This is a genomic window from Pseudomonas sp. EB271-G4-1 (genome assembly GCF_058791355.1).
Genome location: NZ_JBYTEO010000070.1, coordinates 1 through 15,410, shown reverse-complemented (window position 1 = coordinate 15,410; position 15,410 = coordinate 1). Strand labels below are relative to the sequence as shown.

The following is a 15,410-nucleotide window of genomic DNA, read 5'->3' as shown; positions in this document are numbered from 1 at the left end:
CGATCAGGCCCTGATGCCTTGTCACATCCCGTTCATGTTAGAAAATCTGCTTGTTTATCAGTCGGATAAAAAAGACCTGCGAAAAATATGGTCGACTGCCAACCTGTAAAAATAGTGAACACTTACGCAAAGAGTAAGCGAAGACTTACACCCTGAAGCTACAAAGCCGCGCTGGCGTCCCCGAGATCAAAACCAGAATTGCAGATAACAAAAAGCCCCGAACCAGTCGGGGCTTCTTGTTATCCAGCAAACGAATGGCTTATTGAAATAGCGACTCGCTCGATAGCCCGTTTTTCTCCAGGATCTCCCGCAGACGCTTCAGGCCTTCTACCTGAATCTGTCTAACCCGCTCCCGGGTCAGGCCAATTTCCAGGCCCACATCTTCAAGGGTGCTGCTCTCGTGACCGCGCAGGCCGAAGCGGCGTACAACCACCTCGCGCTGCTTGTCGGTCAACTCCGAGAGCCATTGGTCGATGCTTTGAGACAGGTCGTCATCCTGCAGTAGCTCGCATGGATCGGTTGGGCGATCGTCGGTAAGGGTGTCCAGCAGGGTCTTATCCGAATCCGGACCCAGCGAGACGTCGACCGAAGAAACCCGCTCGTTGAGGCCCAGCATGCGCTTGACCTCCGCTACCGGTTTTTCCAGCAGGTTGGCGATCTCCTCGGGTGAGGGTTCATGATCGAGTTTTTGCGTCAACTCCCGTGCGGCCCGCAGGTACACGTTGAGCTCCTTGACCACATGGATCGGCAACCGGATGGTCCGGGTCTGATTCATGATTGCGCGCTCGATGGTCTGACGAATCCACCAGGTTGCGTAGGTTGAGAAGCGGAAGCCGCGCTCAGGGTCGAATTTCTCCACCGCCCTGATCAATCCGAGGTTGCCCTCTTCGATCAGATCGAGCAGCGAAAGGCCCCGATTGACGTAACGTCGGGCGATTTTCACCACCAGGCGCAGGTTACTTTCGATCATGCGTTTGCGCCCGGCCGGATCACCACTTTGCGACAGGCGCGCAAAATGCACTTCTTCTTCGGGGGACAGTAGAGGGGAAAAGCCGATTTCATTGAGGTACAGCTGCGTGGCATCGAGTGCCCGCGTGTAATCGATGTACTTGTGTTGCTTCAATGTCGCGGAGTGTTTGGATTTGGCACGAACGGAAGGTGGAGCCGCCCCTTCATCATTCGACATCGAATCCGTGCCGACGTCGGCCTCCATCAGGAGAACCTCATCGTCGATGTCAAACTCCGGCACTTCTTTACTGAGAGCCATTGTTATAGTCCTTTGGTGAGTTCGACCTCAAGCTCAAGCGGCGCCTTTATCCCTGGCAACGCTGGAGCCTGTCCCCTCTACGTGACGGAACAGGCTGGAAAGCGATCAACGACGCGGCAGGAATTGCAGCGGATCTACAGGTTTACCTTGGCGGCGAATCTCAAAATGCAGTTTCACCCGGTCTGTACCCGTTGACCCCATTTCGGCAATTGTCTGTCCGACCTTGACCTGCTGCCCCTCCCGAACCAACAGCCTGCGGTTATGTCCGTAGGCACTGACGTAGGTTTCACTGTGCTTGATGATGACTAATTCGCCGTAGCCCCTTAAGCCACTCCCGGCGTATACCACCGTCCCATCAGACGCAGCTAAAACAGGCTGTCCCAAATCCCCTGCGATATCAATTCCTTTATTCAAACTACCGTTTGAGGAGAATTTGCCGATTAAAATGCCATTAGATGGCCACCCCCAGCCGGTCGGGGCTGGACCCGGTGGAGGCAGTGGAGTGGGTGCCGGCTTGTTCGCGACGGACGGTACAACCACCGGTGTCGTCGTGGTCGTACCGTCTGCAGAGCGACGGATGACCGTGGTCTTACTTGACGATGAAGGCGAAGAACTGGAGGAGCTGACCACCGTTGTCGGCGTTGAACCGCTGCGTCCATCGAAGCGAATCGTCTGACCCGGATGGATGGTGTACGGCGGCGCTATGTTATTGCGCGCCGCCAGTGCCTTGTAATCCCAGCCGTAGCGAAAGGCGATGGAAAACAGCGTGTCCTTGGGGCGAACGACGTATTGCCCGGTGGTCACGGCCGGACGCTGGGCGGCGGCATTGTTGCGGTCGACAACGCGTACGTCGCTGGATTTGTTACTGGAGCAACCGACCAGCAGGGTGCTCATGACAAGGCCAGTCACCAGGCGCTGAAAGCTCGTTGTACCCATACGCTGCGCTATGACTGTGAGACTCACCCGCCGCTCCCTTTGTGGTGGCTGAAAATGTAATTTGCCGTGTTCCGGCACGAAGTGTCGCAAGTATAACGGGCCGTGCCGGCTTTACCCTTAATGAAGCGAACTCGCTTGGCGCACACGTTTGCTGTCCGCCGAAACAACCCGTTTAACCAATCGACCCCGCTGTAAGACAGAGGCAATCGAAGAGAATTCAGCGCGTTTAAATAAATGCTCAGGCCAGTGGACCATTGAGTAACGGGACGAAGCGCACCGACCCCAGGACACGCCTGGAAAAGCCATGTTCTTCCCGGATGATCAGCATCAATTGTTGCACCTCACCGGAGCCCACCGGGATCACCAGGCGCCCACCCGGGGCCAGTTGATCGAGCAGCGCCTGAGGAACGTCTGTTGCCACCGCCGTAACGATAATGCCGTTGTAGGGCGCCAGTGCTGGCCAGCCCTCCCAGCCATCGCCCCAGCGAAATACCACGTTACGCAAATTCAGCTCGACCAGGCGTTCCTTGGCCCGGTCTTGCAGCACCTTGATACGTTCCACGGAAAAGACCCGCTCGACCAGTTGCGACAGCACCGCCGTCTGATACCCCGACCCCGTACCAATTTCCATGACCTTGTCCAATGGCCCGGCTTCGAGCAGTAGCTCGCTCATGCGAGCCACCATGTAGGGCTGGGAGATGGTCTGGTTATGGCCGATGGGTAGCGCCGTGTCTTCGTAGGCTCGGTGCGCCAATGCCTCGTCGACGAACAGATGACGCGGTGTACGCCGAATGACTTCCAACACCTTGGCGTTGCAAATCCCCTCCTCGTACAGGCGCTGGATCAGGCGCTCACGGGTCCGTTGCGAGGTCATGCCGATGCCGCGACGCATCATGTCGTCTTGTCCACGCGTCATGGTCGCAGGCCCTCCAACCATCCGTCGAGGCTCCTGAAGGCATCATTGAAGGTGCGATCAAGCTGCAAAGGGGTGATGGAAACATAGCCTTGCATTACGGCATGGAAATCGGTGCCGGGGCCGCCATCCTCAGCGTCCCCCGCCGCAGCGATCCAGTACCCGGACTTGCCTCGCGGGTCGACCACCTTCATCGGCGCTGCCGCGCGGGCGCGATGCCCGAGGCGGGTCAACTGGATACCGCGGATGTGCTCCAGCGGCAAATTGGGAATGTTCACGTTCAGTACCGTACGCGGTGGCAGCTCGAGATCCGCATGGGCCTCGACCAGTTTGCGCGCAAAGTGGGCCGCCGTGGCCAGGTTGTCGACCTGTCGCGAGACCAGCGAAAAGGCAAACGCAGGCCGCGTCAGGAATCGACCTTCGAGCGCCGCCGCAACCGTACCCGAGTAGAGCACGTCGTCCCCCAGGTTGGCGCCCAGGTTGATGCCGGACACCACCATGTCCGCTTCACGCTCCAACAAGCCGTTGAGGCCCAGGTGCACACAATCGGTCGGCGTGCCATTGACGCTGATAAAGCCGTTGGCAAGCGTGTGTGGATGTAACGGACGGTCCAGCGTGAGCGAACTGCTCGCGCCGCTTTTGTCCTGGTCCGGGGCAACCACCACGCACTCGGTGTAATCCGCCAGCGCAGCATAAAGCGCGGCGAGTCCGGGTGCGGTTACCCCGTCGTCGTTAGAAATCAGAATACGCATGGGCTGTCCGTCTGCCCCACCGGCACCAGATCGACAAGCTCGCGCACCAATACGGTGGCGAAGCATCCGGCCGGCAGGACGAATTCCAGTTGCAGAATGTCAGGCGAGGGATAATGCCACGTCAACCCGGCAATGGGCAGCCGCAGGATGCGACGTTCATGGCTCATTCCGGCGTTGACCAACCAATCGCGAAGTTCCACTTCGCGCGCGGCTATCGCCTGCTCCAGTTCATGGACAGCGCCCATGGCCGGCGAGTCACCTTCGCCCCACTGTGGACCGGTCGGGTGCAGATCGAGAATCGCCAGTCGCGGGTCACTGCATTCAGCTTCGCCGGCCGCAAAGAAGCTGCGGCTGTCGGTGAATGCCAACAGATCGCCGACCCGCGCTTGCTGCCAGGTACCGTCGGCGACACGCGCCGCCAACACCTGGTTGAACAGAAAACTGCGAGCTGTGGAAAGCAGGCGCGAACGCACGTTGCGCTGCTCCGGCAAGGCCTTGCGCGCAGCCCAGGCGCGGGCGTCGACCACGTTGCCGCCGTCATGCCCAAAGCGCTGGGCACCGAAATAATTGGGGATGCCTTGCTTGGCAATCAGCTGCAGCCGCGCTTCGATGGCAGCCTTGTCACCCGCGAACTGTGTCAGGCGCAAGGTGAAGCCGTTGGCCGAGTGGGCACCGCGTTGCAGCTTGCGTTTATGCCGGCTGGTCTTGAGGATTCTAAGCGTGTCGTTTTCTGCCGCGGACAGATCCGGATCGGCTTTGCCCGGCAGTTGTACGCTGAACCACTGGCGTGTCAGCGCCTGGCGATCCTTGAGTCCGGCGTAGCTGACGGTGCGCAATGACACCCCGGCGGCCTTGGCGATTCGACGTGCCGCCTCTTCAGTATTCAGGCCGCGTTTTTCCACCCAGATCCACAGGTGTTCGCCATCACCGCTCAAGGGAATATCAAGGACTTCATCGACCTGGAAATCTTCCGCGATGGCTTTCAGTACGGCGCTGCCGAGCGGTTCCCCATAGGCCCGCGGGCCGAGCAATTGCAGTTCGTTCATGCGCGCAGCAACAAGGCAACGGAATGCACGGCAATGCCCTCTTCGCGACCGACGAAGCCGAGCTTCTCGGTGGTGGTAGCTTTCACGTTCACTTGATCCAACTCAACTTGGAGATCCGCGGCAATCAGCGCGCGCATCGATTCGATATGTGGGGCCATTTTTGGCGCCTGGGCAACGATGGTGTTATCGACGTTACCGACCTTCCAGCCTTTGGCGTGGATCAATGCGACGACATGACGCAACAGCGCTCGGCTGTCGGCGCCCTTGAATTGCGGGTCGGTGTCCGGGAAATGCTTGCCGATGTCACCCAGCGCAGCCGCGCCGAGCAAGGCATCGCTCAAGGCGTGCAGCAGGACGTCACCGTCGGAGTGAGCGAGCAGCCCGAAGCCGTGTGCAATGCGCACGCCGCCCAGAGTGATGAAATCGCCTTCAGCGAAACGGTGCACATCATAGCCGTGGCCAATACGCATAAAAAAACGCCCCGAATTTTGTCAGGGCGTGATTCTACCTGCATTAGGCACCTAGAGCATGCGCGTGATGCCGCAAGTGTTCATCGATGAAACTGGCGATGAAGAAATAGCTGTGGTCATAGCCCGGTTGCAGGCGCAACGTCAGCGGGTGACCGGCCAGTTTGGCCGCCTGTTGCAAGGCTTCAGGCTTCAACTGATTGGCGAGGAAATCGTCGCGATCGCCTTGGTCAACCAACAGCGGCAGCTTTTCATCGGCCTCGGCGATTAATGCACAGGCATCCCATTCACGCCATTTCGAACGGTCTTCTCCCAGATAGCGGGAAAAGGCTTTCTGCCCCCAAGGGCAATCCATCGGATTGTTGATCGGCGAGAACGCCGATACCGACAGATAACGCCCCGGATTGCGCAAGGCACAGACCAGCGCACCGTGGCCACCCATGGAGTGACCGCTGATGCCGCGTTTGTCCGACGCCGGGAAATGCGCCTCGACCAACGCCGGCAGTTCCTGCACGACATAGTCATGCATGCGATAGTGGCGCGACCAGGGTTCCTGGGTGGCGTTCAGATAAAACCCGGCGCCGAGGCCGAAGTCCCAGGCACCGTCCGGATCGCCCGGCACGTCGGGACCGCGAGGGCTGGTGTCCGGTGCGACGATGATCAGTCCCAATTCGGCGGCCATGCGCATGGCGCCGGCCTTTTGCATGAAGTTCTCGTCTGTGCAGGTCAGGCCGGACAACCAGTACAGCACTGGCAACTTGCCGCCCTGCTCGGCTTGCGGCGGCAGGTACACGGCAAACACCATGTCGCAACCGAGCGTTTCCGAGCGATGGCGATAACGCTTGTGCCAACCACCGAAGCTTTTCTGGCAGGAGATATTTTCCAGGCTCATGACTGACCTCAGAAATGAATGACGGAACGGATGCTCTTGCCTTCATGCATCAGGTCAAACGCCTTGTTGATATCTTCCAGGCCCATGGTGTGGGTAATGAAGGTATCCAGCGGGATTTCACCGGCCTCGGCCATTTCCACATAGCTTGGCAATTCGGTACGACCGCGCACGCCGCCGAACGCCGAACCGCGCCAGACGCGACCGGTGACCAGCTGGAACGGACGGGTGGAAATTTCCTGGCCAGCACCGGCCACACCGATGATGACCGACTCGCCCCAACCCTTGTGGCAGCACTCGAGGGCAGCACGCATCAGTTGCACATTGCCGATGCACTCAAAGGAAAAGTCGACGCCGCCGTCGGTCATGTCGACAATGACTTCCTGGATCGGACGGTCGAAGTCTTTCGGGTTTACACAATCGGTTGCACCCAGCTGCTTGGCGATCTCGAATTTGGCCGGGTTGATGTCGATGGCGATGATCCGTGCCGCCTTGGCTTTGACTGCGCCGATGATGGCCGACAAACCAATGCCGCCGAGGCCGAAAATGGCCACGGTATCACCCGGTTTCACCTTGGCCGTGTTCAACACGGCGCCGATGCCGGTGGTGACACCACAACCCAACAGGCAGACTTTTTCCAGCGGCGCTTCCTTGGCGATCTTGGCCACGGAAATTTCCGGCAGCACGGTGTACTCGGAGAAAGTCGAAGTCCCCATGTAGTGGAAAATCGGCTGGCCCTTGTAGGAAAAACGAGTTGTGCCGTCCGGCATCAGGCCTTTGCCCTGGGTTGCGCGAATCGCCTGGCAGAGGTTGGTTTTGCCCGACAGGCAGAATTTGCACTGACGGCATTCCGGGGTGTACAGCGGGATCACATGATCGCCAACCGCCACCGAGGTCACGCCTTCGCCGATCGCTTCGACGATAGCCCCGCCTTCGTGACCGAGGATGGACGGGAAAATGCCTTCCGGGTCAGCGCCCGAGAGGGTGTAGGCATCGGTATGGCAGACACCGGAAGCCACCACGCGCAGCAATACTTCACCGGCCTTGGGCATGGCGACATCGACTTCAACGATCTCCAGAGGTTTCTTGGCCTCGAAGGCAACGGCGGCGCGCGACTTGATCATGGTGATTCTCCAGTGAATAAAAACGAGACAGGGAGTGTAATACATGCCTCAACGATGAATAATCGAGGCAAATGCAAAATATTATTGCTGTACAGGGATAATCCTCCATGTCTGAAAATCGCTGGGAAGGGATCGACGAATTCGTTGCCGTCGCCGAGTGCAGCCAGTTCACCGCTGCCGCTGAACGCCTTGGGGTTTCGTCCTCGCATATCAGTAGACAAATCGTACGCCTGGAAGAGCGCCTGCAAACCCGCCTGCTCTATCGCAGTACTCGCCGGGTCACGCTGACCGAGGCCGGGCAAACCTTCCTGCAACATTGCCAGCGCTTGCAGGATGGCCGCGAAGAGGCCCTGCGGGCGGTCGGCGACTTGACCAGCGAACCCAAGGGCATGCTGCGCATGACCTGTGCCGTGGCGTACGGCGAACGTTTCATAGTACCCCTGGTGACTCGCTTCATGGGGCTTTATCCACAACTTCGAATCGACATCGAACTGAGCAATCGACAACTCGACCTGGTGCATGAAGGCCTGGACCTGGCGATCCGCCTGGGGCGCTTGCAGGACTCACGACTGGTCGCCACGCGCCTCGCTCCTCGGCGCATGTTCCTCTGTGCCTCTCCGTCCTACCTGGAACGCTATGGTCGACCTCACAGCTTGTCGGAACTGAGCCGGCACAATTGTCTTGTTGGCAGTTCGGACCTCTGGCAACTGGAACAGAACGGGCGGGAATTTTCCCAGCGGGTCCAGGGAAACTGGCGGTGCAACAGTGGACAAGCGGTGCTGGACGCGGCGCTACAGGGTGTGGGGTTGTGTCAGCTGCCGGACTATTACGTGCTGGAGCACCTGAAAAGCGGCGCGTTGATTTCGTTGCTCGAAGCCCATCAACCGCCGAATACAGCTGTTTGGGCGCTGTATCCGCAGCAGCGGCATTTGTCGCCGAAGGTGCGCAAGCTGGTGGATTATTTGAAGGAGGGGTTGGCCGAGAGGCCGGAGTATCGAACCTAAGATCAATAGATCGCAGCCTGCGGCAGCTCCTACATTGAATGCGGTCTACTGTAGGAGCTGCCGCAGGCTGCGATCTTTTAGCGGCGGTTGGCCCAACGTTGTCTCAACCACTCGAGGTCTTCAGGGCGAGTAACCTTGAGGTTGTCCGACCGTCCTTCAATCAAGCGAGGAGCCAGCCCGGCCCACTCCATGGCGGAAGCCTCATCGGTAATCACGGCATCAGCCACCAGGCTGTCCGCCAATGCCCGATGCAACGCACCGAGGCGAAACATCTGCGGCGTGTAGGCCTGCCAGATCACACTGCGGTCCACGGTTTCGACCACACGACCGTGCTTGTCGACCCGTTTGAGCGTATCCCGCGCCGGAACCGCCAGCAGTCCACCGACAGGATCATCCGCCAACTCCGCCAGCAGCTTGTCCAGATCGTTCCGACTCAGGTTTGGCCGTGCGGCATCGTGAACCAACACCCAATCCTCATCATCGGCACCTTGGGCATGCAAATGCAGCAATGCGTTGAGCACCGATCCGGAACGCTCGGCGCCACCCTCGACCCGTGTTATACGCGGATCGCCGGCAAGCGTCAGGCTCGACCAATAAGGATCATCAACAGCAAGACTGACCACCAGGCCTTTCAGGCAAGGATGATCGAGAAAACAGCCAAGGCTGTGTTCGAGAATAGTGCGCCCGCCCAGTTGCAAGTATTGCTTGGGACGGTCCGCGGCCATACGGGCACCGACGCCCGCGGCAGGAATCACGGCCCAGAAGGCCGGCAGAGACAGGTTCATTGCGCCAACTGGTAAAGGGTTTCACCGTCCTTGACCATGCCCAACTCATGGCGAGCCCGCTCTTCAACGGTCTCCATGCCCTTTTTCAACTCACTGACTTCCGCGTCCATCACGCGATTACGTTCCAGCAATGTCTGGTTCTCGGCCTGCTGATCCGCAATCTGCTGCGTCAGCTCAGCCACTTGCGCCAGACTGCCATTACCCACCCACAGGCGGTATTGCAGGCCAGCCAGCAACAGGAGCAAGACGAGAAACAACCAATTGGGACTGCGCATCGAATATCAGGTATCCAGTGAAAAAAGACAGCCATACCAAAACGTGAAGCTACTGATAGCACGAAGCCTGGAAGAACCAGGCTTGTGCTTTCAAGGCATCAGATTAGTGGCAAAAGCGTCGCTGTTGCGATTTTTCCGACACAATCCGGTGTCTTTTTTACCAGCCAGTGCCGTGCCTCACCAATACGCTCCTTTTTGACGAGTGACTGTTGTTGTCAGACAAGGCGCCGCGACGAGTCATAGCTGGCTATGGCGAGGAGCGGCAACGCAGTATGACGACAACAGGCACCGTCAAAAATGAGCAGTATTGGCGAGGCACGGCACTCTATCAACCGCGGAATTCGCTGCGGCCGTTGTACTTGGCTTTACCGTTCAACTGCTCTTCGATACGCAGCAGTTGGTTGTACTTGGAAACGCGGTCGGAACGGCACAGGGAGCCGGTCTTGATCTGGCCAGCCGAAGTGCCCACGGCCAGGTCGGCAATGGTCGAATCTTCGGTTTCGCCCGAACGGTGCGAGATCACGGCGGTGTAACCGGCGGCCTTGGCCATCTGGATGGCTTCCAGGGTTTCGGTCAGGGTGCCGATCTGGTTGAACTTGATCAGGATCGAGTTGGCGATCTTCTTGTCGATGCCTTCTTTCAGGATCTTGGTGTTGGTTACGAACAGGTCATCGCCTACCAGCTGGGTCTTCTCGCCGATCTTGTCGGTGAGGATTTTCCAGCCAGCCCAGTCGGACTCGTCCAGGCCATCTTCGATGGAGATGATCGGGTAACGCTCGGTCAGGCCTTTCAGGTAGTCGGCGAAACCTTCAGCGGTGAACACCTGGCCTTCGCCGGACAGGTTGTACTTGCCGTCTTCGTAGAATTCGCTGGCTGCACAGTCCAGGGCCAGGGTCACGTCGGTGCCCAAGGTGTAACCGGCGTTGGCCACAGCTTCGGAGATCACTTTCAAAGCGTCTTCGTTGGAAGCCAGGTTAGGTGCGAAACCACCTTCGTCGCCCACTGCAGTGCTCAGGCCACGGGCCTTCAGAACAGCCTTGAGGTGATGGAAAATCTCGGTGCCCATGCGCAGGCCTTCCGAGAAAGACTTGGCGCCAACCGGCTGCACCATGAATTCCTGGATGTCGACGTTGTTATCGGCGTGCTCGCCACCGTTGATGATGTTCATCATCGGAACCGGCATCGAGTAAACACCCGGGGTGCCGTTCAGGTTGGCGATGTGCGCGTACAGCGGCAGGTCCTGGTCCTGTGCTGCTGCCTTGGCCGCGGCCAGGGAAACGGCGAGGATCGCGTTGGCGCCCAGGGAACCTTTGTTTTCAGTACCGTCGAGCTTGATCATCGCCAGGTCGAGGGCTTTCTGGTCGCTTGGGTCCATGCCTTTCAACAGGTCTTTGATCGGACCGTTGATGTTGGCCACGGCCTTGAGTACACCCTTGCCCAGGTAACGGCTCTTGTCGCCATCACGCAGCTCGAGCGCTTCACGCGAGCCAGTGGAAGCACCGGACGGCGCGCAAGCGCTGCCGATGATGCCGTTATCGAGAAGCACATCCGCTTCCACGGTGGGATTGCCACGGGAGTCGAGAACTTCACGACCTTTGATGTCGACGATTTTAGCCATTGTTGTAAACACTCCAAAGTTGACGAAAACGACGCAGCTAGAGGAAATCTTTTACCGTCGGCAAGTGAGTTGCAGCGGGCAGGCTTGCGGACGATAAGGATCAGGCCCGAGGGCCTGAGCATTAAATCGTGCGGTACTTTACCGGAGAATTGAGGATTACGCGGTTTCTACCGTCGGAAAACTCTTCACCAGTTCGTCCAGGGCTTTGAGCTGGGCCAGGAATGGCTCCAGTTTGTCCAGGCGCAAGGCGCAAGGACCGTCGCACTTGGCGTTGTCCGGATCCGGGTGGGCTTCGAGGAACAGGCCCGCCAGGGACTGGCTCATGCCGGCCTTGGCCAGGTCGGTGACCTGGGCGCGACGCCCACCGGCGGAGTCGGAACGACCGCCAGGCATTTGCAGCGCGTGGGTCACGTCGAAGAACACCGGGTATTCGAACTGCTTCATGATGCCGAAGCCGAGCATGTCGACGACCAGGTTGTTGTAGCCGAAGCTCGAACCACGCTCGCAGAGGATCAACTGATCGTTACCCGCTTCCACGCACTTACTCAGGATGTGTTTCATTTCATGAGGTGCGAGGAACTGGGCTTTCTTGATGTTGATCACCGCGCCGGTCTTGGCCATCGCGACCACGAGGTCGGTCTGGCGAGACAGGAAGGCCGGCAGCTGGATGATCTCACAGACTTCAGCGACGACCGCGGCCTGCTCCGGCTCGTGGACGTCGGTGATGATCGGCACGCCGAAGGCTTGCTTGATGTCCTGGAAAATCCGCATGCCCTCTTCCAGGCCGGGACCACGGTAAGAGGTCACGGAGGAACGGTTAGCCTTGTCGAAGCTGGCCTTGAACACGTAAGGGATACCCAGTTTCTGGGTAACCTTCACGTACTCTTCACAGACCTGCATCGCCATGTCGCGGCTTTCCAGCACGTTCATGCCACCGAACAAAACCATTGGCTTGTCGTTGGCAATCTCGATATCGCCTACGCGGATGATCTTCTGCGCCATGGGGTTCAAGCCTTCTTCTGGTGTTGAGCCAAAGCTGCTTTAACGAAACCGCTGAACAACGGGTGGCCGTCGCGAGGCGTCGAGGTGAACTCAGGGTGGAACTGGCAGGCGACGAACCATGGATGATCCGGGGCTTCAACCACTTCAACCAGAGCGCCATCGCCGGAACGGCCGGAGATTTTCAGGCCGGCTTCGATGATCTGCGGCAGCAGGTTGTTGTTCACTTCGTAGCGATGACGGTGACGCTCGACGATCACGTCCTTGCCGTAGCAGTCATGGACCAGGGAACCCGGCTCCAGCAGGCAATCCTGCGCGCCGAGGCGCATGGTGCCGCCCAGGTCCGAGGCTTCGGTACGGGTTTCGACGGCGCCGGTGGCATCTTCCCACTCGGTGATCAGGCCCACGACCGGGTGACCGCTGGCACGATCGAACTCGGTGGAGTTGGCGTCTTTCCAGCCCAACACGTTACGAGCGAACTCGATCACGGCCACCTGCATGCCCAGGCAGATGCCCAGGTATGGAACCTTGTTTTCGCGAGCGTACTGGACGGCAGTGATCTTGCCTTCCACGCCACGCAGGCCGAAGCCGCCAGGCACCAGGATCGCGTCGACGCCTTCGAGCAGAGCGGTGCCCTGGTTCTCGATGTCTTCGGAATCGATGTAGCGCAGGTTGACCTTGGTGCGGTTGCTGATACCGGCGTGGCTCATCGCTTCGATCAGCGATTTGTACGCATCCAGCAGCTCCATGTACTTGCCGACCATGGCGATGGTGACTTCGTGCTCAGGGTTGAGCTTGGCGTCGACCACGGCTTCCCATTCGGACAGGTCGGCACCGCCGCATTGCAGGCCGAAACGTTCGACGACGAAATCGTCCAGGCCCTGGGAGTGCAGGATGCCCGGGATCTTGTAGATGGTGTCGGCGTCTTCCAGCGCGATCACCGCACGTTCTTCAACGTTGGTGAACTGCGCGATCTTGCGACGCGAAGAAACATCGATCGGGTGATCGGAGCGGCACACCAGCACGTCTGGTTGCAGGCCGATGGAGCGCAGCTCCTTGACCGAGTGCTGGGTTGGCTTGGTTTTGGTTTCGCCAGCAGTGGCGATGTACGGCACCAGCGTCAGGTGCATCAGCATCGCGCGCTTGGCGCCGACTTCGAAACGCAACTGGCGGATGGCTTCGAGGAACGGTTGCGACTCGATGTCACCCACGGTGCCACCGATCTCGACCATCGCCACGTCGGCATCGCCGGCGCCCTTGATGATGCGGCGCTTGATTTCGTCGGTGATGTGCGGGATCACCTGGATGGTTGCACCCAGGTAGTCACCACGACGCTCCTTGCGCAGCACGTGTTCGTAGACACGGCCGGTGGTGAAGTTGTTGTTCTGGGTCATGGTCGTGCGGATGAACCGCTCGTAGTGGCCCAGGTCCAGGTCGGTCTCGGCGCCGTCGTGGGTGACGAACACTTCACCGTGCTGGAACGGGCTCATGGTGCCCGGGTCGACGTTGATGTACGGGTCCAGCTTCAGCATGGTGACCTTAAGTCCCCGCGCCTCCAGGATGGCCGCCAATGATGCCGATGCAATGCCTTTCCCCAATGAAGAAACAACACCGCCCGTGACGAATATGTAGCGCGTCATGAAAAACCCTAGAAGTCTGCGTTAAAGCGGTCCGAGCCGCCGGGGAAAGCGAAGGAAGGCCGAAGCCCCCGATCACCTGCATTAATCACAGTGCACCTTTCAAAAAAACCGCCGCGTTGGGACAGACCGGGAAATGAAACACCGGTTCGTTGCTCGCTACACATTTTTTGGAATCGCCCAGCAAAGACTGCTTGGTAATCGGCAACTCCTGCAATTCAGGCGAATCCACAGAAGTTGTATCAAGAAGGGAGCGTAGTCTACCGGAAAGCCCCTTTCAGCTCAAACCTTGATCTTCGCCTGGTGGTTGCCAATGTAAATGCCAGTCACCCTGGGCCTTGCCGTCCAACCCCGGCAGGTTCGCCACCGCCAGCAATTGCTCGCCCTTGTACAGCAGCGGCAATCTGCCGCGCACGAACTGCGGCACCGCGGTTTCATTGAGCAAACGCTTGAGATCGCGATGCCCACGACCCGGCAGAGCCATCACCTCGCCCCCCTCACGATAGCGGATCTGCAGTATGCCTGCGGGGATTTGTCCACTGAGCGTGAGTACGCCGTTATCGGGCAACACCAGCGGCTGCGCGGGTTCAAGCCATGCTCCAGGCGCGGGCACCGCGCGCAACCAGGCACCGGATAACCACCAGATACGCCCACCCGCCCGATGCAACTGGCCATCGGCGAGGCGCCAGATCGGCCGGGCGTCGCCGGTGGCATCGCGTAAATCGACCCAACCCGACCAATGGTCACTGTCCGGCAGTCGGGTCAGGGGTTCGAGCCAATGGCTGAGCGCATTGCGCTGGCGAGCGGCGGAGAGTTTTTCCAAGGGAGCGAGGTCGAGCGACGGCAGACCCAGCCAATCGAAATCACTTGGCGTGTTCGCCTGGCTCAAGTCGATTTGCGCAAGATCATCGAGCAATCCCTGCGCCTCACTGAGATGCGCAGCACTGCGAGCCATGGTCACGAGTGCCTGTGGCCACCGCGCAGTCAATGCCGGGAACACCTGATGACGCAGGTAATTGCGCGAGAACTGCCGGTCTTGATTGGAAGGATCCTCGATCCAGCTCAGCTTGTGTTCCGATGCATAGGCTTCCAGCTCAGCGCGCGTAACATCGAGCATGGGTCGCAACAGATGCCCTTTTCCCAGAGGACGCTGGCGCGGCATCCCCGACAGACCCCTTACCCCGGCGCCGCGCAACAAGCGAAACAGCAAGGTTTCCGCCTGATCGTCACGGTGCTGGGCCGTCAGCAGCACTTCATCGGCTTGAGTGACCTCACTGAACGCCGCATATCGTGCATCGCGGGCGGCTCGCTCGAGGCTGGCGCCGGGTTGCACTTGCACGCGGACGACGTGCAGCGGCACGCCCAACGCACCACAGACCGACTGACAGTGATCCGGCCATGCGTCGGCCACAGCCTGAAGGCCGTGATGGACATGGATGGCACTGAGCGCCGGCAGGGATTCGGTTTTGGCGAGCTGTGCGAGCAGGTGCAGCAGGACGGTGGAGTCGAGGCCACCAGAGAATGCGATGTGCCAAGCTGGGGCATTGCGCCAGGGTTTCAGATTCAGCAGGAGCCTGGCAGATAGATCGATATTGAAAGGATTCATAGAGATCGATCACTTCACATAAATCCACTGTAGGAGCTGCCGCAGGCTGCGATCTTTTGATCTTGAAAAAGCAAGATCAAAAGATCGCAGCC

The 15,410-nt window shown here is 59.2% G+C and carries 15 protein-coding genes; 1 reads left to right on the top strand and 14 read right to left on the bottom strand.

What is annotated here, in order from left to right:
- Window positions 1–259 precede the first annotated feature (259 nt).
- The 8 genes from rpoS to AC3WWR_RS25940 form a co-directional block, all read right to left on the bottom strand.
- Entirely contained in the window at window positions 260–1,267 is a 1,008-nt protein-coding gene (rpoS, locus tag AC3WWR_RS25975; RefSeq protein ID WP_020795994.1) for an RNA polymerase sigma factor RpoS, read from the bottom strand.
- A 105-nt stretch (window positions 1,268–1,372) separates the two neighbouring features.
- Complete coding sequence (locus tag AC3WWR_RS25970; protein WP_033040739.1) at window positions 1,373–2,230, bottom strand: peptidoglycan DD-metalloendopeptidase family protein; 858 nt, start codon at window positions 2,228–2,230, stop codon at window positions 1,373–1,375.
- Between the two features lie 211 nt (window positions 2,231–2,441).
- A complete protein-coding gene (locus AC3WWR_RS25965) occupies window positions 2,442–3,077 on the bottom strand; it encodes a protein-L-isoaspartate(D-aspartate) O-methyltransferase (protein WP_173667175.1) in 636 nt (211 codons plus the stop codon).
- Window positions 3,078–3,115: 38 nt separating this feature from the next.
- Window positions 3,116–3,868, bottom strand: a complete 753-nt coding sequence (gene surE, locus AC3WWR_RS25960) for a 5'/3'-nucleotidase SurE (protein WP_020795991.1) — start codon at window positions 3,866–3,868, stop codon at window positions 3,116–3,118.
- Window positions 3,856–4,914: a tRNA pseudouridine(13) synthase TruD gene (gene truD / locus AC3WWR_RS25955; protein ID WP_083348326.1), complete on the bottom strand. Its 1,059-nt coding sequence runs from the start codon at window positions 4,912–4,914 to the stop codon at window positions 3,856–3,858. The genes surE and truD overlap by 13 nt, the downstream gene beginning before the upstream one ends.
- Window positions 4,911–5,384: a 2-C-methyl-D-erythritol 2,4-cyclodiphosphate synthase gene (gene ispF, locus AC3WWR_RS25950; protein WP_020795989.1), complete on the bottom strand. Its 474-nt coding sequence runs from the start codon at window positions 5,382–5,384 to the stop codon at window positions 4,911–4,913. The genes truD and ispF overlap by 4 nt, the downstream gene beginning before the upstream one ends.
- A 43-nt stretch (window positions 5,385–5,427) precedes the next feature.
- Entirely contained in the window at window positions 5,428–6,273 is an 846-nt protein-coding gene (gene fghA, locus AC3WWR_RS25945) for an S-formylglutathione hydrolase (RefSeq protein WP_020795988.1), read from the bottom strand.
- Window positions 6,274–6,281: 8 nt separating this feature from the next.
- Window positions 6,282–7,394 carry an S-(hydroxymethyl)glutathione dehydrogenase/class III alcohol dehydrogenase gene (locus tag AC3WWR_RS25940; protein ID WP_033040729.1) on the bottom strand — a complete coding sequence of 371 codons (1,113 nt, stop codon included), beginning with the start codon at window positions 7,392–7,394 and terminating at the stop codon, window positions 6,282–6,284.
- A 107-nt stretch (window positions 7,395–7,501) separates the two neighbouring features.
- Between AC3WWR_RS25940 and AC3WWR_RS25935 the strand changes: the two genes are divergently transcribed.
- Window positions 7,502–8,398, top strand: a complete 897-nt coding sequence (locus tag AC3WWR_RS25935) for a LysR family transcriptional regulator (protein WP_020795986.1) — start codon at window positions 7,502–7,504, stop codon at window positions 8,396–8,398.
- Window positions 8,399–8,475: 77 nt separating this feature from the next.
- Here AC3WWR_RS25935 and ispD read toward each other — a convergent pair whose 3' ends face one another.
- The 6 genes from ispD to tilS all read right to left on the bottom strand — a co-directional run bounded on the left by ispD (window position 8,476) and on the right by tilS (window position 15,318).
- Entirely contained in the window at window positions 8,476–9,183 is a 708-nt protein-coding gene (ispD, locus tag AC3WWR_RS25930) for a 2-C-methyl-D-erythritol 4-phosphate cytidylyltransferase (RefSeq protein ID WP_020795985.1), read from the bottom strand.
- Window positions 9,180–9,458, bottom strand: coding sequence for a cell division protein FtsB (gene ftsB / locus AC3WWR_RS25925; protein ID WP_008057335.1), 279 nt, complete (start codon window positions 9,456–9,458; stop codon window positions 9,180–9,182). Before ftsB ends, ispD begins: the two co-directional genes overlap by 4 nt.
- A gap of 328 nt (window positions 9,459–9,786) precedes the next feature.
- Entirely contained in the window at window positions 9,787–11,076 is a 1,290-nt protein-coding gene (gene eno, locus AC3WWR_RS25920; RefSeq protein ID WP_008057334.1) for a phosphopyruvate hydratase, read from the bottom strand.
- 156 nt (window positions 11,077–11,232) lie between these two features.
- A complete protein-coding gene (gene kdsA, locus AC3WWR_RS25915; RefSeq protein ID WP_020795984.1) occupies window positions 11,233–12,078 on the bottom strand; it encodes a 3-deoxy-8-phosphooctulonate synthase in 846 nt (281 codons plus the stop codon).
- A gap of 5 nt (window positions 12,079–12,083) precedes the next feature.
- Entirely contained in the window at window positions 12,084–13,715 is a 1,632-nt protein-coding gene (gene pyrG / locus AC3WWR_RS25910; protein WP_020795983.1) for a CTP synthase, read from the bottom strand.
- A gap of 274 nt (window positions 13,716–13,989) precedes the next feature.
- A complete protein-coding gene (gene tilS / locus AC3WWR_RS25905) occupies window positions 13,990–15,318 on the bottom strand; it encodes a tRNA lysidine(34) synthetase TilS (protein WP_033041153.1) in 1,329 nt (442 codons plus the stop codon).
- Window positions 15,319–15,410 lie beyond the last annotated feature (92 nt).

Bases quoted from the DNA above. Each gene is read 5' to 3' on its own strand.
- eno (WP_008057334.1), bottom strand. From the start codon at position 11,076: ATGGCTAAAATCGTCGACATCAAAGGTCGTGAAGTTCTCGACTCCCGT.
- ispD (WP_020795985.1), bottom strand. From the start codon at position 9,183: ATGAACCTGTCTCTGCCGGCCTTCTGGGCCGTGATTCCTGCCGCGGGC.
- ftsB (WP_008057335.1), bottom strand. From the start codon at position 9,458: ATGCGCAGTCCCAATTGGTTGTTTCTCGTCTTGCTCCTGTTGCTGGCT.
- fghA (WP_020795988.1), bottom strand. From the start codon at position 6,273: ATGAGCCTGGAAAATATCTCCTGCCAGAAAAGCTTCGGTGGTTGGCAC.
- kdsA (WP_020795984.1), bottom strand. From the start codon at position 12,078: ATGGCGCAGAAGATCATCCGCGTAGGCGATATCGAGATTGCCAACGAC.
- truD (WP_083348326.1), bottom strand. From the start codon at position 4,914: ATGAACGAACTGCAATTGCTCGGCCCGCGGGCCTATGGGGAACCGCTC.
- AC3WWR_RS25935 (WP_020795986.1), top strand. From the start codon at position 7,502: ATGTCTGAAAATCGCTGGGAAGGGATCGACGAATTCGTTGCCGTCGCC.
- AC3WWR_RS25965 (WP_173667175.1), bottom strand. From the start codon at position 3,077: ATGACCTCGCAACGGACCCGTGAGCGCCTGATCCAGCGCCTGTACGAG.
- tilS (WP_033041153.1), bottom strand. From the start codon at position 15,318: ATGAATCCTTTCAATATCGATCTATCTGCCAGGCTCCTGCTGAATCTG.
- AC3WWR_RS25940 (WP_033040729.1), bottom strand. From the start codon at position 7,394: ATGATCAAGTCGCGCGCCGCCGTTGCCTTCGAGGCCAAGAAACCTCTG.
- pyrG (WP_020795983.1), bottom strand. From the start codon at position 13,715: ATGACGCGCTACATATTCGTCACGGGCGGTGTTGTTTCTTCATTGGGG.
- rpoS (WP_020795994.1), bottom strand. From the start codon at position 1,267: ATGGCTCTCAGTAAAGAAGTGCCGGAGTTTGACATCGACGATGAGGTT.
- surE (WP_020795991.1), bottom strand. From the start codon at position 3,868: ATGCGTATTCTGATTTCTAACGACGACGGGGTAACCGCACCCGGACTC.
- ispF (WP_020795989.1), bottom strand. From the start codon at position 5,384: ATGCGTATTGGCCACGGCTATGATGTGCACCGTTTCGCTGAAGGCGAT.